Source organism: Mesorhizobium sp. M1163, assembly GCF_040318415.1.
In the GTDB taxonomy this organism is placed as follows: Bacteria; Pseudomonadota; Alphaproteobacteria; order Rhizobiales; family Rhizobiaceae; genus Mesorhizobium.
Map to the genome: position 1 here is coordinate 1 of NZ_JAMYMF010000016.1, position 20,694 is coordinate 20,694.

The 20,694-nt window shown below is 62.9% G+C and carries 20 protein-coding genes; 13 read left to right on the top strand and 7 right to left on the bottom strand.

Annotation, left to right across the window (positions count from 1 at the left end; translation table 11 throughout):
* The first annotated feature begins 284 nt into the window (after positions 1-284).
* On the top strand, positions 285-515 hold the full coding sequence (locus tag NKH43_RS16505) for a hypothetical protein (protein ID WP_352859019.1): 231 nt from the start codon (positions 285-287) through the stop codon (positions 513-515).
* Between the two features lie 77 nt (positions 516-592).
* Here NKH43_RS16505 and NKH43_RS16510 read toward each other — a convergent pair whose 3' ends face one another.
* Positions 593-904 (bottom strand): hypothetical protein, encoded by a 312-nt coding sequence (locus NKH43_RS16510; RefSeq protein ID WP_352859020.1) that lies wholly within the window; start codon positions 902-904, stop codon positions 593-595.
* 276 nt (positions 905-1,180) lie between these two features.
* On the opposite strand from NKH43_RS16510, the gene NKH43_RS16515 reads away from it, so the two are divergent.
* Positions 1,181-1,345: a DUF3309 family protein gene (locus NKH43_RS16515; RefSeq protein WP_023720548.1), complete on the top strand. Its 165-nt coding sequence runs from the start codon at positions 1,181-1,183 to the stop codon at positions 1,343-1,345.
* A gap of 148 nt (positions 1,346-1,493) precedes the next feature.
* On the opposite strand, the gene NKH43_RS16520 is transcribed toward NKH43_RS16515, so the two are convergent.
* Entirely contained in the window at positions 1,494-1,691 is a 198-nt protein-coding gene (locus tag NKH43_RS16520; RefSeq protein ID WP_352859021.1) for a hypothetical protein, read from the bottom strand.
* 556 nt (positions 1,692-2,247) lie between these two features.
* Between NKH43_RS16520 and NKH43_RS16525 the strand changes: the two genes are divergently transcribed.
* A complete protein-coding gene (locus NKH43_RS16525; protein WP_502895982.1) occupies positions 2,248-2,922 on the top strand; it encodes a Crp/Fnr family transcriptional regulator in 675 nt (224 codons plus the stop codon).
* Positions 2,923-3,091: 169 nt separating this feature from the next.
* Complete coding sequence (locus NKH43_RS16530; protein ID WP_352495102.1) at positions 3,092-3,619, top strand: YciE/YciF ferroxidase family protein; 528 nt, start codon at positions 3,092-3,094, stop codon at positions 3,617-3,619.
* Positions 3,620-3,760: 141 nt separating this feature from the next.
* Here the strand turns inward: NKH43_RS16530 and NKH43_RS16535 are convergent, their stop codons facing one another.
* Both NKH43_RS16535 and NKH43_RS16540 read right to left on the bottom strand, forming a co-directional pair.
* Positions 3,761-4,759, bottom strand: a complete 999-nt coding sequence (locus NKH43_RS16535) for an ATP-dependent DNA ligase (protein ID WP_352859025.1) — start codon at positions 4,757-4,759, stop codon at positions 3,761-3,763.
* A gap of 30 nt (positions 4,760-4,789) precedes the next feature.
* Positions 4,790-4,957: a hypothetical protein gene (locus NKH43_RS16540; RefSeq protein ID WP_352791470.1), complete on the bottom strand. Its 168-nt coding sequence runs from the start codon at positions 4,955-4,957 to the stop codon at positions 4,790-4,792.
* 225 nt (positions 4,958-5,182) lie between these two features.
* On the opposite strand from NKH43_RS16540, the gene NKH43_RS16545 reads away from it, so the two are divergent.
* Together NKH43_RS16545 and NKH43_RS16550 are read left to right on the top strand one after the other, a co-directional pair.
* Positions 5,183-5,887 (top strand): MgtC/SapB family protein, encoded by a 705-nt coding sequence (locus tag NKH43_RS16545; protein WP_031194456.1) that lies wholly within the window; start codon positions 5,183-5,185, stop codon positions 5,885-5,887.
* Positions 5,888-6,088: 201 nt separating this feature from the next.
* A complete protein-coding gene (locus NKH43_RS16550) occupies positions 6,089-7,351 on the top strand; it encodes a DUF763 domain-containing protein (RefSeq protein ID WP_352859027.1) in 1,263 nt (420 codons plus the stop codon).
* Positions 7,352-7,361: 10 nt separating this feature from the next.
* On the opposite strand, the gene NKH43_RS16555 is transcribed toward NKH43_RS16550, so the two are convergent.
* A complete protein-coding gene (locus NKH43_RS16555; protein ID WP_023720542.1) occupies positions 7,362-7,805 on the bottom strand; it encodes a PPC domain-containing DNA-binding protein in 444 nt (147 codons plus the stop codon).
* Between the two features lie 176 nt (positions 7,806-7,981).
* On the opposite strand from NKH43_RS16555, the gene NKH43_RS16560 reads away from it, so the two are divergent.
* Genes NKH43_RS16560 through NKH43_RS16570 form a run of 3 tightly spaced genes read left to right on the top strand, consistent with a single transcriptional unit; the run spans position 7,982 to position 11,903 of the window.
* Entirely contained in the window at positions 7,982-8,596 is a 615-nt protein-coding gene (locus NKH43_RS16560; RefSeq protein WP_352548009.1) for a (2Fe-2S)-binding protein, read from the top strand.
* 1 nt (position 8,597) lies between these two features.
* On the top strand, positions 8,598-9,620 hold the full coding sequence (locus tag NKH43_RS16565) for an FAD binding domain-containing protein (protein WP_352481425.1): 1,023 nt from the start codon (positions 8,598-8,600) through the stop codon (positions 9,618-9,620).
* A 3-nt stretch (positions 9,621-9,623) separates the two neighbouring features.
* On the top strand, positions 9,624-11,903 hold the full coding sequence (locus NKH43_RS16570; RefSeq protein WP_352859029.1) for a xanthine dehydrogenase family protein molybdopterin-binding subunit: 2,280 nt from the start codon (positions 9,624-9,626) through the stop codon (positions 11,901-11,903).
* A gap of 46 nt (positions 11,904-11,949) precedes the next feature.
* Here the strand turns inward: NKH43_RS16570 and NKH43_RS16575 are convergent, their stop codons facing one another.
* The gene (locus NKH43_RS16575; RefSeq protein WP_352859030.1) at positions 11,950-13,665 is read right to left on the bottom strand and encodes an HAD family hydrolase; all 1,716 of its coding nucleotides are present in this window, start codon (positions 13,663-13,665) and stop codon (positions 11,950-11,952) included.
* Between the two features lie 4 nt (positions 13,666-13,669).
* Positions 13,670-14,641 carry an SDR family oxidoreductase gene (locus NKH43_RS16580; protein ID WP_352481428.1) on the bottom strand — a complete coding sequence of 324 codons (972 nt, stop codon included), beginning with the start codon at positions 14,639-14,641 and terminating at the stop codon, positions 13,670-13,672.
* Between the two features lie 547 nt (positions 14,642-15,188).
* Here NKH43_RS16580 and NKH43_RS16585 point away from each other — a divergent pair.
* The 4 genes from NKH43_RS16585 to NKH43_RS16600 are packed head-to-tail and all read left to right on the top strand — an operon-like array spanning position 15,189 to position 20,694.
* Entirely contained in the window at positions 15,189-15,845 is a 657-nt protein-coding gene (locus NKH43_RS16585; RefSeq protein WP_502906484.1) for a cytochrome c3 family protein, read from the top strand.
* Positions 15,829-18,810 carry a TAT-variant-translocated molybdopterin oxidoreductase gene (locus tag NKH43_RS16590; protein ID WP_352859034.1) on the top strand — a complete coding sequence of 994 codons (2,982 nt, stop codon included), beginning with the start codon at positions 15,829-15,831 and terminating at the stop codon, positions 18,808-18,810. The genes NKH43_RS16585 and NKH43_RS16590 overlap by 17 nt, the downstream gene beginning before the upstream one ends.
* On the top strand, positions 18,803-20,170 hold the full coding sequence (gene nrfD, locus NKH43_RS16595; protein ID WP_352859036.1) for an NrfD/PsrC family molybdoenzyme membrane anchor subunit: 1,368 nt from the start codon (positions 18,803-18,805) through the stop codon (positions 20,168-20,170). Before NKH43_RS16590 ends, nrfD begins: the two co-directional genes overlap by 8 nt.
* Positions 20,167-20,694, top strand: a complete 528-nt coding sequence (locus NKH43_RS16600) for a DUF3341 domain-containing protein (RefSeq protein WP_352791458.1) — start codon at positions 20,167-20,169, stop codon at positions 20,692-20,694. The genes nrfD and NKH43_RS16600 overlap by 4 nt, the downstream gene beginning before the upstream one ends.

A 20,694-nucleotide genomic window follows, 5' to 3' on the forward strand; every position in this document is an offset into this window, starting at 1 on the left:
ACCTTTATTCCATTTTTTGGGTGGGGGCGTTTTTTTTTTTTTTTTTTTTATCTTGTTTCACCTCCGTGTTTTGGTTCGTGGGTTTGGGGGGGGGTGTGGGGGGGGGGGGGGGCCCCCCCCCCCCCCCCCCACGCCAAACAATGTTTTGGAAACGCAAAACAAAGGACGCCGGCTGCGTCCTGCAAAGTGCAACGCAAGCCGCGAGATCGTACGGAATCGTACAAGCTCTTTCGCTTTGCCGCAGTCTTGCTATCGTTGGCTGGGAGAGATGGGTGGAGGCTTCCGTGGGGCAGATCAGGTCGCCGCTAGGAATCGGTATTGATACCGACGCTGCCGTTCATACCGTCATGGCCGACTACCATTCCGGCGACATTCTCTCGACCACCGTCGTCATAGCCGATTTGCGCAGACGCTTTCCCTGGTTCCGGCAAACCGACGAAGAACTGGTTGGCTCCATCATTCGGGCGCTGGACGGGCGGGAGATCGCCGTCAGCTTCGACCATCGCAGCCGATAGGCGGCTGATTTATGGCAAACTGACGAGGCTGCGGAGCGCACGCTCCGCAGCCTCGTCAGGCTATGATCACAGGGCGTTTACTTGCCGCAGTGGTTATCGTTCACCGTCGGCGCCATCGTTCCCGGAGCCTTGCCGGTCGCATCGGGCAGAGCCCCCTGCGGGCCCGGCGGGCAATTCCGGTCGGCATTCGAATTCGTCGTTGAGAAATCGCGAATGCTGTTGGTGATGGTCGAATCCGTGCCGGTGTCAGGGCCGCCATTATCCGGGACTACGACCGTCCGCCCGCTGCCGTCGGCAGCGGTTCCTGAGGGGGCGCCGACGTTCTGGGCCATCGCTGACGTGGCCAGACCGATCGTAAGCGCCGAAGCTGCGAGAATTTTCGTGAGCATGATGCTTCTCCTTTTTACGAGGGTCGTCGCGTTGCGACTACGAAAACAACCGTTCGGGCGGGCGAAGGTTCCGACAAATTTCCTATGAATTCAGCATGTTCTCAGGTGTTCAAGGTGGCCGGCGCGCCATTGCACAGCCCGGCGTTTTCCTCGCTGCATGAGCGTGCGCCTTGCTGTCCCGCCGGAACAGGAATGCTCCTTGCGAGTTCATACCTTTGTACAATGCGAACGCGCTGATGCGAAATGGCGGCAGCGCAAACAAGGAGAGCAGACATCATGGGCCTTGGAACCATTCTCATCATCATCTTGGTCCTTGCCTTGCTTGGCGGCTTCAGCGGCTTGGGCGGCGGACCGTTCTACGGCACCGGCTATTACGGTGGCGGTGGCCTCGGCCTGGTGCTGCTCATCGTCATCATCTTGGTCGTGCTTGGGCGCATTTAGCGTCACGCTCACGACAAAACGCCTGCCGCCGGGTAATAAGCGGCGGGCGTTTTGTCGTGAACAGACGAAAAGTCTCTGGGACCCTGGCTAAAAAGGCCGACCCGGCGCCGAACCCTTCGACACCGAGGACCCCGCCATAGCAGCAGCATTAGTGTTGGCGATCGGCGGCCAGTGCTTCTTTTAGATCGGCGCTTAGCGCGCCCTCGTTGAACAGCGACATGATACGGGCGGCCAACCGCTCGCGGACCGGACTGTCGTCCGCAACACCCAACTCGCGGCAGCAGTCGTCGAGCGCTTTTCTCAGCACGCTCAGTTCGGCTGGAGTTGCTGCACCATGCATCGACATGCCATCCTCCCTGAAAAGGGCGAAAGCGCGAAGCGTCTTTCAAGCATCCACTCGCCATGTCTGTGTGGACGACTCAAATTCAATTAGCGCCGCTCGCCTCCAAACTCAATGTACGGAAATTACCGAGCGGACAGATGGGGAACAACTGCCTTTCACCTGCATTATTGTAGTGATCCAAGCCACCCTCATTTGGATCACTGGGCGTAGCCCACGACGCCCGAATGGAGCCCGTTGCATCCCTCGCGACGGGCTCTTTCGCGCCCGACATTTTTGATTTGTCGATTTCGTACCAAAGCACCTTTGGTACGTTTTCAACTCTAACTTTCAGTGGGATGTTTTCGTAGGCAAGCGGCAGGAGAAACTGCCGTGCATCGATTGATTTATTTATTTAGTAGGCTCCATACCTTTCAGCGCTTATATAAGCCGTATCGTCCGCAGGTTATACCGGGCGCGGACGGCTGGGAGATCAAAACGCTCTTGCCCTGTTTTGGGCCTGGCTATGTCTGATCCAGCAATTTCCAATCAAAATCTATTCAAAAACAAGCTGTTGCGCCGGATGAGCGCCGGCGATTTTGCATTCCTCGAGCCGCACATCGAGCGCTGTTCGCTGGAGTTGCGGCAATCGCTCGAAGTATCCGGATCACCGATCGAGGCCATCTATTTCGTCGAGGACGGCATTGGTTCAGTGGTTGCGAAAATGCCGAATGGCAGCGATGCGGAAGTTGGCCTCATTGGCTTGGAAGGTATGACCGGCTCGGCCCTGGTGATGGGCGACGATCGCATGGTCCATGATTGCTATGTGCAACTGGCGGGAGAAGCCGCCAGGATAGATGCCGAGCCATTCAAGGCAGCGCTGACGCAAAGCCCGACACTGCGGTTGTTTTTGTTGCGCTACGTGCAGTGTCTGCATGTCCAGACCGGCTACACCGCGCTGGTCAACGCGCGATCGAAGCTTGAAGACCGGCTGGCGCGCTGGCTGCTCATGTGTGACGATCGGGTGGCCGGCGACCGGCTGACGATCACCCACGAATTCCTGTCGATCATGCTCGGCGTAAGACGTCCGGGCGTCACGGTCGCGCTCCAGCTGCTTGAGGGCCGAGGGCTCATCCGGTCCCGCCGCGGCGAAATCATTATCCGCGACCGCGATGGTCTCGTTTCGCTAGCGGATGGCGGCTACGGCCTGGCCGAGGCCGAATATATCCGCCTGGTCGGACATACCGGCGAGCGCTGAGTGCTTTTCTCGCCTGTTGCTACCGCAGGTCGAGGCCCCTTGCGATACGACACAAGTGCCGTCGGAAAAATTTTCAAAGCTCCTGAACCGTCAGGGAACTTGTTTCCCATCGGAGGGTTATCGGACGCCTCTACTTTGCGAGGCTGCCACCAACTCCCGGGAGACGACCATGCCGACTACGAAAAAGGCCGCGAAGGCGGCAAGCAAGGGCCTTGAGGACCTGTTCCTCGACGGGCTCAAAGACCTCTACTACGCCGAGAAGAAGATACTGAAAGCGTTGCCCAAAATGGCCAAGGGCGCGGAGTCGGAAGAAGTGACTGCCGCCTTCGAGAAACACCGCATGGAAACCGAAGGACATGTCGATCGCCTGGAGGAGGTGTTCGAGAAATTCGGCAAGCCGGCCCGCGGCAAGACCTGTCCAGCGATTGACGGCATCATCGAAGAGGGCTCGGAAGTGCTCGAGGAGTATAACGGTGCTCCTGCGCTCGACGCCGGGCTTGTCGGCGCGGCGCAGGCCGTCGAGCATTACGAGATCGCTCGTTACGGCACTTTGATCGCATGGGCGGAAGAACTCGGCAAGAGCGACGTTGTCGAACTGCTCAGGGCAACACTCAAGGAAGAGGTCGCGACCGACGAAGCGCTTTCCAAGCTCGGCGAAAGCGGTGTCAACGAACGCGCAATGCAAGAAGCCGCTTGATTTTCAGACTGCATCCCGAGCCTCGGCAATGGATTGCCGAGGCTCGGCTAGTGCGGCGAACCAGTGAATTCTGCATCGGTTCCGTCGTAGGCGGCAGAACGGAACACCAAGAGCGCCTTGAAGCGTTGCCTCCGGCGGGACTTACTCCATCTGCTCGAACGTGCATTGCCGGGGCTCCTTATCCGGCCGCCAGCGCAACAGCTTGGTTCCGTGCCGGAACCGGTCGCCTGTCACATGGTCGAAACGAACCTCGACCACCAGTTCAGGCTTTATCGGTTCCCATTGTCCGCTGCGCTCCGTGCTCCAGCGGCTTGGTCCGCCTGGCGCCTTGCCGGTGAAACCCGGTTTAGCCCGCAGTTTTTCCAGCTGTCTGGTTAGCGCCGCCCTGTCGTCCTTGCCGATGGTCGAGGTGAATCCGACATGGTCCAGCCTGCCTTCGTTATTGTAGAGGCCAAGCAGCAGGGATCCGACTTCGTTGCTGCCGGCGAGATAGCGAAAGCCGCCGACCACACAATCCGCAGTGCGCAGCCGCTTGACCTTGACCATGGCGCGCTCGCCGGGCTGGTATGGCTCGGCGATCAGTTTTGCAACAACACCGTCGGTCGAGCCATGGCCGGCGCCTTGCAGCCAGCGCTCGGCGGCAGCGGCATCGTGCGTGCATTTGGACAGGCACAGTTCGGGCCGTCCCGCCGACGCGACAAAGGCCTCGATCGCTCGTCTCCTGTTGGTGAGGGGTTGTTCGATGATGACCTTGCCGCCGGGTTCGGCCAGCATATCGAACAGGACCAGCATGGCAGGCGTCTCCAGGCTCAACTTGCGGATCCTGCTTTCGGCTGGATGAAGGCGCATTTGCAGGGCCTCGAACGAGGACGATCCGTCGACCTCGATGACGATCTCGCCGTCGGCAACAAACCGTCGCGACCTCACATCGCGCAGCACCGCGATCAGTTCGGGAAAATAGCGGCCAAGCGGCTTGCCCGATTTTGCACGCAGATCGACGGCATCGTCACCCTTGAACACGAGGCACCGAAACCCGTCCCATTTCGGTTCGTACTGCCAAAGCCCGTCGCCGCCAGGAATTGCGTCGGCGGCTTTGGCTTCCATCGGACGAAGGTCGAGCGGCAACGGAAATGCGGTCATGGCTGGTCCGCGCCGCCGCCGAGGCATTCGCTACCGCCGTCGGCCATTCCCCTGGGCCCTGCTTTGCCGCCTCGCCACTTTGCGGCCGGTCTGGTCGGGCGAAGGCGCCAGCGGATCGACTTCGTCGGACCCGCCGATCTCCTTGGTAATGCGATAGGCCAGATAAGCGACGGCTCCTGCAACCAGCAAGCGGACCATGATTGAAAATCCTTCGTTGGCGTGAACCCACCAACCCCGAGCCGAAGGTTTTGTTCCGCCGCTGCCCATAGCCGAGGTGAATCGTCGGCTGCGCAACCAAAACCTAAGCGCATCGTTTGTTGCTTATCGACGAAAAGAGTCTGCGATGAAGACGCTGTTACCCTTGTTCGCTTTGACCCTGGCGCCAATCCAGGCCAGCAGCGCTTGGCCTGACGGGTGACCGCGATGCTCCTCGTTGTTCCGGTTTGGCAAGACATCGCGGCACGGCTGCTTCTGACCGCGCTCGCAGGCCTTTTGATAGGCCTCAACAGGGAGGCGCGCGGGCACGCGGCGGGGCTACGCACCACCGTGCTGGTGGGATTGGCCGCCGCCATCACAATGATCCAGGCCAGTATTCTGCTGGAGACCGTTGGCAAGCACCCGGATTCGTTTGCATCGATGGACGTCCTGCGCTTTCCGCTGGGCGTGTTGACCGGCGTCGGCTTTATCGGCGGTGGCGCCATTCTTCGCCGCGGCAATCTTGTCAGCGGGGTCACCACAGCGGCCACGTTGTGGGTGATGACGGCGATCGGATTGGCTTTCGGTGGCGGCCAATACGGCTTGGGCGCGGCCGGCACGGCGCTGACGCTGGCCACTTTGCTGGTCCTGAAATGGGTGGACCTTCGAATGTCGCGCGAACACCATGCCCAGTTGGCACTGACGTGGAAGGCCGCGGCTCGACAGGAGCTCGATGCGCTCATCGGGCCGCTTGGCTACCAGGCACGCCTCGTCGCAATAGAGAGGCGCCCAGATCTCAAGGACCCTGTGTTCTCGTTCGAGATCAGTTGGAGGCGGCCCGACACTGGCGCACCGCCAATGGATCTGCTGGCATCGGTGGGCGAGCATTGCGAGATCCAGAAGTTTGATCTCCTCAGCGAGCCTGCCCGGTAGAGCGGTTCATCGTTTCACGGAAACGCCGAACCGCTCTATCGCTTTGTTTCTGCGCAATTCCGGACGGAAAACCGTTTCACACTTTTCCTGGAAGTGCTCTAGCGGCTCGCAACGATCGCGGCCTGAATCAGGCCATCGCTTCTTCGCGGCACTTTCGATACCTATCTGTCGAGGCAGGACTCAAGGAGCAAGCAAAAGAGCGTGGCACAGCGATCGGGAAGTGCTGACCTTCCACTTCACGGCGGGCGCGTGCCGAAATGGCTCGGCGACCGCATGACGCGGCTTGGCGCGGTCATGTGCGAGGCGATCATCCACCATTACGGCCGCGATGAATTGCTGCGCCGGCTGGCGCATCCGTTCTGGTTCCAGTCTTTTGGCGCCGCGATGGGGATGGACTGGCACTCCTCCGGCATCACCACCAGCGTCGTCGGTGCCTTGAAGCGCGGCCTGTCGCCGCTTTCCAGCGAGCTCGGCATTCACGTTTGCGGCGGCCGCGGCGCGCATTCGCGCAAGACCCCGCACGAGCTTGCCCTGATCGGCGAGCGTGTCGGCCTCGACGGGCAGGGCCTGGCGACTGCCAGCCGGCTTGTCGCCAAGGTGGACAGCGCCGCGGTCCAGGACGGTTTCGATCTCTATCTGCACGGCTTCATCGTCACCGATGACGGCAAGTGGGTGGTGGTGCAGCAAGGCATGAACGGCGACAGCAAGGTGGCGCGCCGCTATCACTGGCTGTCGGAGGGCCTGAAGAGCTTTGTCGACCAGCCGCATGCCGCCATCGAAGGCGCCAACCAGGGCGAGATCGTCAACCTGACCGACCGCCGCGCCGAAGCGTCGCGCCAGGGACAAGTGGACCTTCTGCACGATCTTGGACCGGATCGCATCGTAAGGGAGCTTGCCGCTTTGGAGCGGGGTTCGGCGCCAGTGCCGGAGCCGGCACAGAAGCTGCTGCCGCATCTGGTGATGCCGGCGCACCACGATGTACGCGAAAGCGATGTCGTCATGCGCCGCCTGCACGGCAACATCGCGGCGGCGGCCGAGCGCGGCCCGACGGATTTCGCCGGCCTTCTCCTGGTGCCCAACGTCGGCGCGCGCACGGTGCGGGCGCTGGCGCTGGTCGCCGAAGTCGTGCATGGCGCGCCATGCCGTTTTTCCGATCCAGGACGTTTCTCGCTGGCGCATGGCGGCAAGGACAGGCATCCGTTCCCTGTGCCGCTGAAGGTCTATGACGAGACGATCGGCGTGCTGAAGTCGGCTGTCCAGAAGGCCAGGCTCGGCCGTGAGGAAGAGATCGGCGCCTTGCGGCGGCTGGACGACCAGTCGCGGCAAGTCGAGCGCTATGCCACCGGGCCGAGTCTGAAGGAAATCGTCGCCGGGGAGTTCGAGCAGTCGCATCTGCTCGGCGGCCGCAGCGTCTTCGGTTGGGAAGTCGCCCCCGAAACGACCGCAGTTAAATCAACGAAGTGATCGGCTCGGATCAAGCCTCCAGGTCGATCAACGCGACACCGAGTTCGGGACGGTGCCTGCGGCGCAGATGACCAGGCGTTTCCACCAGCGTGACCTCGAGCGTCGGGCGAACGATGGCGTCCAGCAGATGGCCGCCCCTTGTGCTGCCGTCGCTCAATCCGAGCACGGCATGGACGTGCAGGCTGGGCTTGCCGTCGTCGCCGATGGCAACATCGCCAATCGCGCTCAGCACCTCGCACTGTTCCCGGATGGGAATTTTCCGGTAGGTCCTTTCCCTAGGGTCGAACCAGCCGACAGTTGCCCTTTCGAAAGCGCCGAGCGCGGTCAGCGACGCGCTGCCAACGCCGTGGTCGGCCGCAAACGAGGTCAGCTGCGCAAACGCCTCTTCGCCGGGATCAAGCACAACGACGAACGTTCTTTGGCCGGCGCTTTCGGCAACAATCTGTGACTTCATGATCTCGCTCCAGACGCCATTTCGGTTCTGTCCGATCGGGGTTGAACGGCAAGCCGGCTCGAGAGTTCCCCGGCACGGTTCGGATGAACATAGGATCACAGCCACGTGAGGCGGAGGAACCTTGCCTTGCGTGACTGGTTCGGCCGGCTTGAGACCCAGCCAGCCGGGAGCCAGCCATGTCCGAAACCCCTCTTGCCAGCCTGAGCCGACGCAGTTTCATGACCGGATCCGTTTCGGCGGCTGCGGCAGGGCCGCTCATGGCCACGTCGGCAAAAGCCGCCGCCCCGCAACCTGCCGCTTCGGCCGAGCCGCGCGATCTGTCGGCGATTTCACTGCGCATCAACAAGCAGCCCTACAATCTCGCCCTCGACAATCGCACCAGCCTGCTCGACGCGCTGCGCGACCATGTCGGCCTGACGGGTACCAAGAAAGGCTGCGACCATGGCCAGTGCGGGGCCTGCACCGTTCTTGTCGACGGCAAGCGGGTGCTGTCGTGCCTGAGCTTCGCCGTGATGAACAAGGGCCATGAGATCACCACGGTGGAAGGGCTCGCTTCCGCCGACGGCAATCTGCATCCGATGCAGCAGGCCTTCATCGACAATGACGCCTTCCAATGCGGGTACTGCACGCCCGGCCAGATCATGTCCGCCATCGGTTGCATCAACGAAGGCCATGCCGGCTCCGAGGACGATATCCGCGAGTATATGAGCGGTAATCTCTGCCGCTGCGCTGCCTACCCCAACATAGTCGCGGCCATCGTGCAGGCCCGGGACGAAACAAGGAAAGCCTGAGATGCGCCCCTTCGTTTACGAGAGACCGGCCAGCGTGTCCGCGGCGGCCGCCATTGCTTCCCGTTTTGCCGCAGAGGGTGTTCCGCCGACCGAGGCCGCCGCGCAATTCATCGCCGGCGGCACCAATCTGGCCGACTACATGAAGCTTGGCGTGGCCCGGCCGGAACGGCTGGTCGATCTCAATGGTCTCGGTGACAGGGCCCTGCGGCAGATCGAGGTCGGCGACGACAGCATCCGCTTCGGCGCGCTGGTCCGCATGGGCGAGGCTGCTGACACAGGCGAGATCAAGCGCCTTTGCCCGATGCTTGCCGAAAGCCTGAAGTTCGCCGCCAGCGGCCAGATCCGCAACATGGCGAGCCTGGCCGGCAATGTGTTGCAGCGGACGCGGTGCGAGTATTTTCGCGAGACCTCCTGGCCATGCAACAAGCGCGAGCCGGGCTCCGGCTGCGCGGCCATGGAAGGCTTCAACCGGCAACATGCGGTCCTTGGCACCAGCAACGCCTGCATCGCCACCTACCACGGCGATTTCGCCCAAGCGCTGATCGCGCTCGGCGCGACGGTCGAGGTGGAGGCAAGGCGCGGTATGCGCAAGATAGCGTTTTCGAGGCTACATCGCCTGCCGGGAGATACGCCCAACGTTGAGACCGAACTGGCCTCCGACGAGGTGATCACGGCCATCGAGGTGCCGCTTGGCGCCTGGAGCCGCCGCTCACGCTACCTGAAGATCCGCGACCGCGAGTCCTATGCGTTCGCGCTGGCCTCGGCGGCCGTGGCTCTGGATATGGACGGCGACACCGTCAGCCAGGCGCGCATTGCGCTTGGCGGCGTGGCAACCGTGCCATGGCGGGCCAAGGCGGCCGAGGAAGCACTGAGCGGCAAGGCACTCGACGATGAGGCGGCCGAAGCTGCCGCCGAAGCCGCGTTCGCCGAGGCGAAACCGCGCGAACACAATGCGTTCAAGATACCGCTCGGCAAGCGCACGCTTGTGCGGGCACTGCTCGAAACGCGCGACATGAAGGTCTGACCCATGAACCAAGCTGCTCCCGCGCCGAAAGAGAACATGGGAAATCCCGTTCCGCGCATCGATGCCCGCCTGAAGGTCACCGGACAGGCCGGCTATTCGGCTGATCTTCCAACCGCCAATATGGCCTATGGCGCACTTGCTACCAGCAGCATCGCCAAGGGCAGCATCACCGCCGTCCGGCTCGAAAGGGCGCGTAAGGTGCCCGGCGTTCTCGATATCGTCAGCGTCGGCGACATGGACGGCATCGACAAGCCGAAATTCGGCAACACCGGTGCAAGTTCGATCGCGCCGCTGCATGACAAGGCCATTTTCCACGACGGCCAGATCATCGCGCTGGTGGTGGCTGAAACATTCGAGGCGGCCGAGGAAGCCGCGGCGCTGATCCGCGCCGACTACGCCGAAGAGACGCCCAGCGCCGGCTTCGATTCCAGGGGAACGGAGATGGAGCCGGCCGCCGGCAAGAGTCCGTTGTTCAAGGAGGACGTCAAAGCCGGCGACTTCGATGCTGCCTATGCCGCAGCCGCAGTGAAGATCGACGAGAAATATTCGACGCCGACCCAGCACCACAACCCGATCGAGCTGTTCTCGACGACGGCGGTCTGGCAGGGCGATCAGCTCACGGTCTATGAACCGAGCCAGAACGTCACCGGCTGGAAGGCCGAGCTCGCCCGGCAGTTGAAGATCGATCCGGCCAATGTGCGGATCGTCAGTCCCTATGTCGGCGGCGCCTTCGGCTCCAAGGGGCCGATGACGGCCCGCACGGCGATCGTTGCCGTTGCGGCCCGCCGCGTCGGCCGGCCGGTGCGCTGCGTCGTCAGCCGCATTCAGGCGTACGGCACGCAGACCTACAGGGCGGAGACCCGGCACCGCATCCGCATCGGCGCAAACCAGGACGGCCGCATCACCGCCTTTGCACACGAAGGCTGGGAAGTCACGTCGCGGCCCGATCCCTATGTCGTCGGTGGCACTTCGGCCACCGGACGCATGTACGATTACGGCTCGGTGCTGACCCACGTCTCGCTGGTGCATGCCGACCGCAATACGCCTGGCTACATGCGTTCGCCGCCGGAGACGCCCTATGTCTATGCGCTGGAAAATGCCATGGACGAGATGGCGATGGCGCTCGGCATGGACCCGGTCGAGTTCCGCCGCGTCAACGAGCCGCAGAAGGAGCCGATCGGCGGCAAGCCCTTCTCCAGCCGCTCGCTCGTGAAATGCTACGACCAGGCCGCCGAGGCCTTCGGCTGGTCCAAGCGCGAGGCCGCGGTTGGCTCGATGCGTGACGGCGACTGGCTGGTCGGCATGGGCTGCGCCACCGCAATCTATCCGACGGCGGCTGCGCCATGCGCCGCCCGCGTCTGCCTGACCACTGACGGCGAGGTTCGCGTCCAATGCGGCTCGCATGAGATCGGCACCGGCGTGCGCACGGTGGCAGCGCAGATGGCAGCCGAACGGCTCGGGATAGAAATGGACAAGGTCAGCGTCGAAATGGGCGACAGCGCCTTGCCGCCGGCACCGGTGTCCGGCGGGTCGATTTCGACGGCAAGCGTGTGCTCGGCGGTGCTGAAGGCCTGCGATGCCGTCCGCGCAAAGCTCTTCGCCGCGGCCGTCGCCGAAGCCGGGCCGCTGGCCGGGTCCGGCAACGCCAAGCTTGAAATGAGCCAAGAGAAAATCGTCGCGGACAACGGCAAATCGGCCAAGCTGTCGGATGTTTTCAAGACGATGCAGATCGGTGCGATCGAGGAATATGCCGAATTCGCGCCAAAGGGATCGTCACCGGAGGCGCTGAAGAAGCTCTATGCCGGGCAATCGGAGTTCCACGGCGGCGACCAGGACAAGGATTCGGTGAAATACGCCTTTGGCGCGGAATTCGTCGAGGTGCGCATCAACAGCCATACGCGCGAGATCCGCGTCCCGCGCATCGTCGGCGCCTTTGCCGCGGGGCGCATCATGAACACCCGCACCGCGCGCAGCCAGCTGATGGGCGGTATGATCTGGGGCATCGGCCAAGCCTTGCACGAGGCGACGGAAATCGACAAGCGTTATGCGCGCTACGTCAATCGCGACCTGCAGGACTATCTCGTGCCGGTCAACGCCGACGTGAAGCAGATGGAAGTGATACTGGTTCCGGAGATCGACCACGAGGTGAACCCGGCCGGCGTCAAGGGTTTGGGCGAACTCGGCAATGTCGGGACCGCGGCGGCGGTCGCGAGCGCGGTCTACCACGCCACCGGCAAGCGCATTCGCGACCTGCCGATCAGGATCGATCACCTGATCGTCTGACCTCTCCAACTCAGCCGGCTTCGGACCGGCTAGGCGCAGTTTGCATCTATTCCTTCGGCGCGGTGGCGGGCGCGGTATAGCGGCGGCGCACTGCGTCCAGGACGTGGTTGCGGCTCTCCTGCGCCGAAAGTGTGTCGTCTTTCTCCGCTTCGGCGGTTTCGCGCGCCAGCTCCTTATCCCTGATCTGGTGGCGAAACCATTTGGAATAGTCGCCGGCGCGCAAATGATGTTCCCAAGTCTTGTCGTCAATGCCCTCGGCGATCTGGGCGAAAATCATCAGATTATGGGCGCGCAGGTTCATCGCATGGTCGGGGCCGCGGAAATAGAAGCTGCCCTTCTCGTCGAGCTGGCCCTCGGCATATTTGCGGCTATGGCGCTTGAGCGACTGCCGCGGCTCGATCGGCTCGACCGTGCAAGGTTTCTTGTGCGCCTGCGGCCGCCAGAACAACACGTGCTCGTCTTTTGGAGAGCTCAGATCCTTGTCCTTTGGCGGTTCGGTGCCGGTCTCGCGACAGAATGTCTTGACGACCTTTTTCGCCTTGGGGCCGAGTGCGATGACGGCGGTGACCAGCCGCAATGCTTCGGTTGAGATCGCATCCGGATGAACGGTGATCAGGATCGTGCCCGGCAATTCCATCGCCAGAACCATTGGCGTGTCGTCGCGCCGCTTCGGCAAGAGGTGATGCGCTTCGTCGATGATCAGCCAGTGTGGTCGCGCGGTGCGGAAGCGAACACCGCCAAGGCCCGGCAGCAGGTCGGCAAAGAAGTCCGGCCGCTCGTTGACGCGCAGCGCCAGGCCGTTGACGACCAGATTGTTGTCCGGCTTCTCCAGGAGATCGAGCAGTTGCGTCTTCGTCGGCGCATTCGAGCCGTCGCCCAGCCGGACGGCGCCCTCGAGGCCGTCATAGTCGCCTTCCGGATCGAAGATGCAGAACTGGAACTTTCTCTCGACAAAGCGCTCCGTCAGTGCGGTCGCCAAGGTCGATTTGCCGATGCCGGAGCTGCCGGCGATCAGCACCGTATCGGTTGGCGACAGATACACCTCCTTGCCATCGTCCGAGCCAAGCAGAATGCCGTCGCGGTTCGGCACAAGCTCGCGATCGCGCTCGACCACCTTGGCGATCAGTTCCTCGACGCCTTTTCCGCGCGCGCCTCGTGTCACGAGATCCGCCGTATCCTTGACTGCCGGCAGTGCGTTGTCGACGGCGACGCTGAAGCCGCAGGCGCGCAGGAAGGCGTGGTCGTTTTCGGCGTCGCCGACACCGACGACGTTGTGCGGCGACAATCTGAGGTCCTGAAGCGCGGCTGTCAGCCCGGTCGCCTTGTTGATGCCGCTGGGCAGGATCATCACCGCGCCCTTGTTGAAGATGATTTCCAGCTCCAGCCCCAATTTCTTGATGACCTCGAGCGCGACAGCCTGATGCGGTTCCCAGGTGGCGACGATGGAGCGTCCGACCGAAAGCGGTTTGACACCGCGTTTCCTGAGTTTGGCGATGAACTCGGGGGCGGGCGGCGGAGATATCGCCCGCTCTTCCTCGCTGACCGGCGTGTAGATCAGCGCCCCGTTTTCCGCGACCACCTTGTCGAAGATCGCAACTTCGGGAAAGACGCGTTTCAGGTCGGGCAGCTCGCGCCCGGTGACGAGAATGAGCTTGCGGCCGCTCTTCTTGAAGCGTTGAAGCGCCGCAAGTGTCTTTTCGGCGACAATCCCTTCATGCGCCAGCGTGCCGTCGTAGTCGGTGGCCAAGGCTATGAAATACATGTCGTCAGTAGCCGCCGACGATTGGCAATATCTCGCCGGTGATGTAGCTCGAGCAGTGCGGCGAGGCGAGGAACACATACGCTGGCGCGATCTCTTCCGGTTGTGCCGGTCGTTTCATCGGTGTGTCGGCGCCAAATTTCGAAACATCGCCGGCTTCCTTGTCCGAGGGGTTGAGCGGCGTCCAAACCGGGCCTGGTGCCACGGCGTTGACCCTTATGCCCTTGTCGACAAGGTTGCCCGAGAGCGCGCGGGTGAAGGCATGAATGCCGCCCTTGGTCATGGAGTAATCGACCAGTTGCTTCGATCCCTCGATGCCGGTCACTGAACCGGTGTTGATGATCGCCGAACCGGGTTTCATGTGCGGAACGGCCTCCTGCGCCATGTGGAAATAGCCGTAGAGGTTGGTCTTCAGCGTGGTGTCGAAATGCTCCTCGGTCAGCTCGCTGAAATCGCTGGAATGGACCTGGAAAGCGGCGTTGTTGACCAGCACGTCGATCCGCCCAAACTGCTGCACGATCTCAGCCACCGCGTTGTGGCAGTGGCCGCGTTCGCTGACATCGGCCTTGATCAGGATGCATCGCCGACCTTCGGTTTCGACGGCCCTTTTGGTCTCTTCGGCGTCCTTGTCCTCCGACAGATAGACGATCGCCACATCGGCGCCTTCACGTGCATAGAGCACGGCCACCGCGCGGCCGATGCCTGAATCGCCGCCGGTAATGACGGCCACTTTGCCGTCGAGCTTTTTCGATCCGATATAAAATGGCGCATCGTAAAGCGGCGCCGGCTCGATCGCCCATTCATGCCCCGGCTTCGGCTGGTGCTGCTCGGGGAAGGGCGGCTCGGGATATTTGCGGGCACCGGCCTGCATGGCGCCTTTTGGCTTGCCCTTGGACTTGGACTTGTCCTTCTCGTCGATACGGCGCTGGATGTGCCGTTGCTTGGCGGCCTCGCCGGCGATTTCCGATTTCATCTGCATGGTCATCTCCCTGGCTTGAAACCCAACAACGCACGTCCGGCGAAAAGGTTTATGCGACCACTTCATTCCTTCAGCCCGGCGACCCGCTCCAGCAGCGGCCGTTGCAGCCGCGGTAGATGGCCGACGACGCTGAAGGCCGCGTTCCTGAAGCTTTGCATGATGCCATTGTCCGACCGGGCCATTGACAGGATGCGCTCGCTGAGGGTGATCCACCGTCGCCCTATCGGGTGGCGTTAGCTTGTGTAGCCGGCCAGCGTGCCTTCGACGAAACGCCTGGCGAATGATGCGGCGAGATTCATGCCGCGCGCGCCCAGCGGCGAATGGGATGGAGGTCGGGGATGGTCATGATGGTTGTCCGGGTGAAACGAAACGTGACCTCATCCGAACACATGGAGTGTTCGATGGTTTCCGGTCAGCCCGACCCGATGGGCCAGGGCGGGGTAACCATTCTGTGATCTCCGCTGCCCCGGCCGGAACTTACCCACGCAGCCGCAGTTAGGGGCTTTGGGGGGTGGATACGGTTGCTGGATGTGAAATCGGCGAGGGGATGCCGCAGGTCTTTTCAAGGAGCGCCAACGGCATTTCACGCTTCGCTCTGTGGGGCGCGTGTTTCATGGCCATCTTTGCGGCTCTCGGCGGTACCGCCATCCTGCGTTCGGACTTCGTCACCGGCGTTGGCCGGCCGTTGGCGCAACCAGTGCCGTTCAGCCACAGGCACCATGTCGGCGAGCTCGGCCTCGATTGCCGTTATTGCCATAGCGGCGTCGAGACTTCGTTATCGGCTGGTCTGCCGGCGACGGAGGTGTGCATGACCTGCCATTCGCAGCTCTTCACCAACGCGGACATGCTGGCGCCGGTACGGGCGAGCCTTGCCTCCGGGCAGCCATTGCAGTGGCAGCGGGTGAACAGTGTGCCCGACTTCGTCTATTTCAATCATTCGATCCATATCGCCAAAGGCGTCGCCTGCGAGACGTGCCATGGCGAGGTCGACGACATGCCGCTGATACGGCGGGCGCACGCCCTGTCGATGGAATGGTGCCTGGGATGCCATCGCGATCCCGAGCCCAATTTGCGTCCGCCGCAGGACGTGTTCCTGATGCACTGGAAGCCGCCGGCCGGCATCGCCGAAATCCGCCGGTCGCTCATCAGCCTTCTCGATATCCACCCCGAGACCATGACCGACTGTTATGTCTGCCACCGCTGACAAGCCGATTGCGGCTCCAGACATGGCCGGCCTGCGCGAACGGCTTTCGCCTGGTCCGGAGCTGTGGCGGAGCCTCGACGAACTCGCCGATACACCGGAATTCCGCCGCTTCGTCGATGCCGAATTTCCTTCGATCGCCGAGCGCATCCCGGCGCGGCTCGACCGGCGCACGCTGCTGAAGCTGATGGGTGCATCGCTGTCGCTGGCCGGGCTTGCCGCCTGCAGCCGGGCCGAAGACATCCTGCCTTATATCCGCCAGCCGGAAAACATCGTTCCCGGCCGGCCGCTTTATTACGCGACCACGCTGTCGAGCGACGGCTACGGCATCGGTGCGGTGGTCGAAAGCCATGAGGGCCGGCCGACCAAGGTGGAAGGCAATCCCGACCATCCGGCCTCGCGCGGTGCGACGGACGCTGTCATGCAGGCGGCGGTGCTGTCGCTGTTCGATCCCGATCGCTCGCGCATGCCGCTGAAGCATGGCGAACCCGCAGCCTATGACGACTTCCTTGCCGACATGGCCGAGCTCACCTCGCGGCTCGCTGGAGCTGGCACGGCGCTGCTGATCGAAGCAACGACCTCGTCCACCATGAAGGCGCAGCTCGAGGCGCTGCGCGCGCGCTATCCCAGGCTGAGGCTGTTCCGGCACGATCCCCTGGCGACGCTGTCCGGCACCGAAGCCACACAGGCCCTGTTCGGCAGGGCGCTTGCACCGGTCTGCCGGTTTGATCGCGCCGAGGTGATTTTCAGTCTCGACGCGGATTTCCTGGGCGAGGGCCCCGGTCGTCTCGCCTACGCCCGTGATTTCGCTGCAAGACGCCGCGTGCGCCGGGCGGACGATACGATGAGCCGGCTCTATGCGGTGGAGTCGACGCCGACGATCACCGGCGCTGCCGCCGATCATCGCCGGCCGGTGCGGCCGAGCGAGGTCGAAACCGTCGCAGCGGCGCTGAGCGCCGTGCTTGGCGGCGAAGCGGCGCCAAGCGCCTTGGCATTGGACCCGACCTGGCTGGCTGCCGCCGCGAACGACCTGAAGGCGGCCGGCCGCTCGGCGCTGATCGTGCCGGGCGCCCATCAAACGCCGTTCGTCCATGCCGCCGCTCTTGCCATGAATGCGCGGCTTGGTGCGCTTGGCAACACCGTGGAACTGATCGAGCCGCCCGACGCGATGCCCATCGAGGGCGACCTCGCGCGTCTTTGCCGGGCGATCGCCGCGCGGGACATCGACACCGTTGTCATACTTGGCGCCAATCCTCTCCACACTGCGCCTGCGGGACTTGATGTCCACGACGTGTTTTCGCAGCTGAAGCTTCTTGTCCACTGGGGTCTCTACCGCGACGAAACCGCCTTCGTCGCACACTGGCATATCCCTGCTGCGCATGATCTCGAGAGCTGGAGTGACCTGCGCGCCTATGACGGAACCGCGTCGATCGTGCAGCCGCTGATCAGGCCGCTTTACGAGGGGCGGACGGTGCATGAACTCCTGGCCGTGCTTGGCGGTGAATTAGCTGTTTCTGCGCTGCCGCTCGTCCGTAGGACATGGGCACAAACGACTTGGGCGCAAGCACTGGACGATCCGGCGTGGCGAAAGGCGCTTCGCGACGGCTTTGTATCCGGCAGTGCCAGCAGTCCAGTCGATGTTGCAATGCCTGCGGATTTGCGCGGCCTGAAGCCGCGCATCGAAGCGGCAAAAGGCGTCGAAATCCGTTTCGTTGCCGATCCCTGGCTGCGCGATGGACGCAATGCCAATTCGTCCTGGCTGCAGGAGCTGCCGCGGCGGCTGAGCAAGATCGTCTGGGGCAACGCAGCCCTGATGTCGCCGGCGACATCAGGACGGCTTCAGGTGGAAAACGGCCGGGTCGTCAACATCGCCTCGAACGGCATGGACATCGATGCGCCGGTCTGGATCATGCCTGGCCATCCCGACGACACCGTGACGCTTGCTCTGGGTTTCGGCCGGAAGCTCGGTTCGGTGGCAGCACTCGCTGACGGCCACGACGCGTACAGGCTGCGAAGCCCTGAGGCTCCCTGGATCGTCTATGGCGCCATGATCACGCCGCGCGACAGCAGCGCACGGGTCATCACCACACAACACCACCAGGCGATGGAGGGCAGGGCGATCGTTCGCCATGCCTCGCTCGATGCCTTTCGCAAAGATCCGCACTTCGTGCGCGACGGCGTGCCGCCGACGCCAAGCGAGTCGCTCTATCCTGACTGGCAATACAGCCAGGAAGCCTGGGCCATGTCGATCGATCAGTCGGCATGCATCGGCTGCATGGCCTGTGTTTCTGCTTGCCAGGCGGAAAACAACATCGCCACCGTCGGGCCGGACGAGTCGGCACTCGGCCATGAGATGCATTGGCTGCGGATCGACCGCTACTATTCCGGCCCACTCGACGATCCCGAGGTCTTTTTCCAGCCGGTGCCTTGCATGCATTGCGAGAAGGCGCCGTGCGAGGTCGTCTGTCCGGTCAACGCCACCACCCACACCCATGACGGGCTCAACGCGCAGGTCTATAACCGTTGCATCGGCACGCGCTACTGCTCGCAGAACTGCCCCTACAAGGTGCGGCGCTTCAACTTCCTGGACTTCCAGGAATTCGACAAGGATGCCGCGGGACCTGAACAGGCCGTGCACAATCCAGACGTCAGCGTCCGTTCGCGCGGCGTGATGGAGAAATGCACCTACTGCGTCCAGCGCATTTCCGAAAAGCGCATCAAGGCTCAGATCGAAAACCGCGCCATCGCCGACGGCGAGGTGGTGACCGCCTGCCAGCAGGCCTGCCCGACGCAGGCGATCGTCTTCGGCGATCTCAACAGCAAGGGCGCCAGGGTGGCGCAGGAAAAAGCGGCACCGCATCACTATGCCTTGCTCGAGGAGCTGAATACGCGACCGCGCACCACCTATCTCGGCAAGATCAAAAATATCAATGGCCGTCTCTCGTCAGGCGGGAAAGCCGATGGCTGAGGCTTTTGCTGCAAAACCGGGCGCATTGCCCGTTCTGCGTGGCAGGCACGACCTTCCGGAGATCAGCGGCCGTATCAGTGCGGTCGTCCTCGACGGCAGGCTGCCGCGCTATTTCTGGGCAGCTTTTTTTTCCTGCTTCGTCTTCGTCCTCATCTTCCTCTATTCGATCACCTATCTGATCTCGGTCGGCGTTGGCGCCTACGGCATCAACGTCCCCGTCGTCTGGGGCACGATGATCGGCAATTTCGTCTGGTGGATCGGCATCGGCCACGCCGGCACGCTGATCTCGGCCGTGCTCCTGCTTCTGCGCCAGCCATGGCGCGCCTCGATCAATCGCTTTGCCGAGGCGATGACGCTGTTTGCCGTTGCAATGGCCGGGCTTTTCCCGATCCTGCATCTCGGCCGCCCGTGGTTCTTCTACTGGTTGCTGCCGCTGCCCAACACCCATATGCACTGGCCGCAATGGCGCAGCCCGCTGGTCTGGGATTTCGCGGCGATCGCCACTTATGCCAGCGTTTCGCTGATGTTCTGGTATATGGGCCTGCTGCCCGATCTCGCCGTCCTGCGCGACCGAGCGAAATCGCGCCCGGCGCAGCTGTTCTACGGCATACTGGCAATCGGCTGGCGCGGTTCGGCCTTTCATTGGGCGCGCTATCAGACGGTCTATTTCCTGATGGCGGCACTGGCCACGCCGCTGGTCGTCTCGGTGCATTCGATCGTCTCGCTCGACTTCACCTTCGCCATCACGCCGGGCTTCCACTCGACGATCTTTCCTCCCTATTTCGTTGCCGGAGCGCTGCTGTCCGGCTTCGCCATGGTGCTCACCATCGCCATCCCGCTGCGCTGGGCGTTTTCGGTCCAGGATCTGATCACGCTGCGGCACATGGACAATGCCGCCAAGCTGATGATCGCCGCCGGCATGATCGTCATCTATGGCTACGCGTCCGAGGCCTTCTTCGCCTGGTATTCGGGCGAGATCTACGAGCGCACGATGATGTGGCAGCGCGCCTTCGGACCTTATGCGCCGCTGTTCTGGGCCATGCTCGCCTGCAACGGCGCAGTTTTGCAATTGCTCTGGTTCCGACGGGTGCGCCTCAACATGCCGGGGCTGTTCGCCATTGCACTCATCATCAACGTCGGCATGTGGATCGAGCGCTATGTCATCGTCGTCACCGGGCCAAGCCGCGATTACCTGCCGTCGTCCTGGGGCGAGCAGTCATTGAGGTGGCTCGACTTCGGCATCCTGTTCGGCTCGATCGGCACCTTCTTAGCACTGGTCTTCCTGTTCATCCGCATCCTCCCGGCCATCACCATCTTCGAGGTCGAGGAGCTGGCCGAGGAAAGGGGCAGCGCAGGATGAGACTTTACGGCGTCATCGCGGCTTTCGCCGATCCCGAAGCGCTGACCGAGGCGGTCCGCACCATGCGGGCGCGTGGCTACCGGCGCATGGACGCGTTCTCGCCATTCTATGTGCGTGGGTTGGCCGAGATGCTCGGCATGCGCAAGACGCGCTTGCCGTGGGCCATCCTTGGCGGCGCCGTCGCTGGCGCGGTGTTTGTCTACGGGCTGATCCTCTATTCGGTCGAGATCGACTATCCGCTCAATGTCGGCGGCCGGCCGCTGCATTCCTGGCCGGCCTTTCTCGTCATTGCCTTCGAGGCGGCGATACTTGGCGCCGCGCTGGCCGCATTCTTCGGCGGGCTGGCCGCCAATCGCCTGCCCGAATATTACCACCCGGTCTTCAATGCCACGAGCTTCACCTACGCGCGCGGCGGCAAGTTCTACCTGCTCGTCGAAGCCGCCGATCCGAAGTTCCGCAAGGGCGTGACCAAGGGCCAGCTGACCCGGCTTGGCGCCGAAACCGTCGAGGAGGTGGAGGCGTGA

What these genes read in the sequence shown, in the direction of transcription:
- NKH43_RS16510 (WP_352859020.1), bottom strand. Translation starts at nt 904, where the DNA reads ATGCTCACGAAAATTCTCGCAGCTTCGGCGCTTACGATCGGTCTGGCC.
- NKH43_RS16590 (WP_352859034.1), top strand. Translation starts at nt 15,829, where the DNA reads ATGTCTGCCACCGCTGACAAGCCGATTGCGGCTCCAGACATGGCCGGC.
- NKH43_RS16515 (WP_023720548.1), top strand. Translation starts at nt 1,181, where the DNA reads ATGGGCCTTGGAACCATTCTCATCATCATCTTGGTCCTTGCCTTGCTT.
- NKH43_RS16580 (WP_352481428.1), bottom strand. Translation starts at nt 14,641, where the DNA reads ATGCAGATGAAATCGGAAATCGCCGGCGAGGCCGCCAAGCAACGGCAC.
- NKH43_RS16600 (WP_352791458.1), top strand. Translation starts at nt 20,167, where the DNA reads ATGAGACTTTACGGCGTCATCGCGGCTTTCGCCGATCCCGAAGCGCTG.
- NKH43_RS16570 (WP_352859029.1), top strand. Translation starts at nt 9,624, where the DNA reads ATGAACCAAGCTGCTCCCGCGCCGAAAGAGAACATGGGAAATCCCGTT.
- NKH43_RS16585 (WP_502906484.1), top strand. Translation starts at nt 15,189, where the DNA reads ATGCCGCAGGTCTTTTCAAGGAGCGCCAACGGCATTTCACGCTTCGCT.
- NKH43_RS16540 (WP_352791470.1), bottom strand. Translation starts at nt 4,957, where the DNA reads ATGGTCCGCTTGCTGGTTGCAGGAGCCGTCGCTTATCTGGCCTATCGC.
- NKH43_RS16555 (WP_023720542.1), bottom strand. Translation starts at nt 7,805, where the DNA reads ATGAAGTCACAGATTGTTGCCGAAAGCGCCGGCCAAAGAACGTTCGTC.
- NKH43_RS16565 (WP_352481425.1), top strand. Translation starts at nt 8,598, where the DNA reads ATGCGCCCCTTCGTTTACGAGAGACCGGCCAGCGTGTCCGCGGCGGCC.
- NKH43_RS16530 (WP_352495102.1), top strand. Translation starts at nt 3,092, where the DNA reads ATGCCGACTACGAAAAAGGCCGCGAAGGCGGCAAGCAAGGGCCTTGAG.
- nrfD (WP_352859036.1), top strand. Translation starts at nt 18,803, where the DNA reads ATGGCTGAGGCTTTTGCTGCAAAACCGGGCGCATTGCCCGTTCTGCGT.
- NKH43_RS16575 (WP_352859030.1), bottom strand. Translation starts at nt 13,665, where the DNA reads ATGTATTTCATAGCCTTGGCCACCGACTACGACGGCACGCTGGCGCAT.
- NKH43_RS16525 (WP_502895982.1), top strand. Translation starts at nt 2,248, where the DNA reads ATGAGCGCCGGCGATTTTGCATTCCTCGAGCCGCACATCGAGCGCTGT.
- NKH43_RS16560 (WP_352548009.1), top strand. Translation starts at nt 7,982, where the DNA reads ATGTCCGAAACCCCTCTTGCCAGCCTGAGCCGACGCAGTTTCATGACC.
- NKH43_RS16520 (WP_352859021.1), bottom strand. Translation starts at nt 1,691, where the DNA reads ATGTCGATGCATGGTGCAGCAACTCCAGCCGAACTGAGCGTGCTGAGA.
- NKH43_RS16545 (WP_031194456.1), top strand. Translation starts at nt 5,183, where the DNA reads ATGCTCCTCGTTGTTCCGGTTTGGCAAGACATCGCGGCACGGCTGCTT.
- NKH43_RS16535 (WP_352859025.1), bottom strand. Translation starts at nt 4,759, where the DNA reads ATGACCGCATTTCCGTTGCCGCTCGACCTTCGTCCGATGGAAGCCAAA.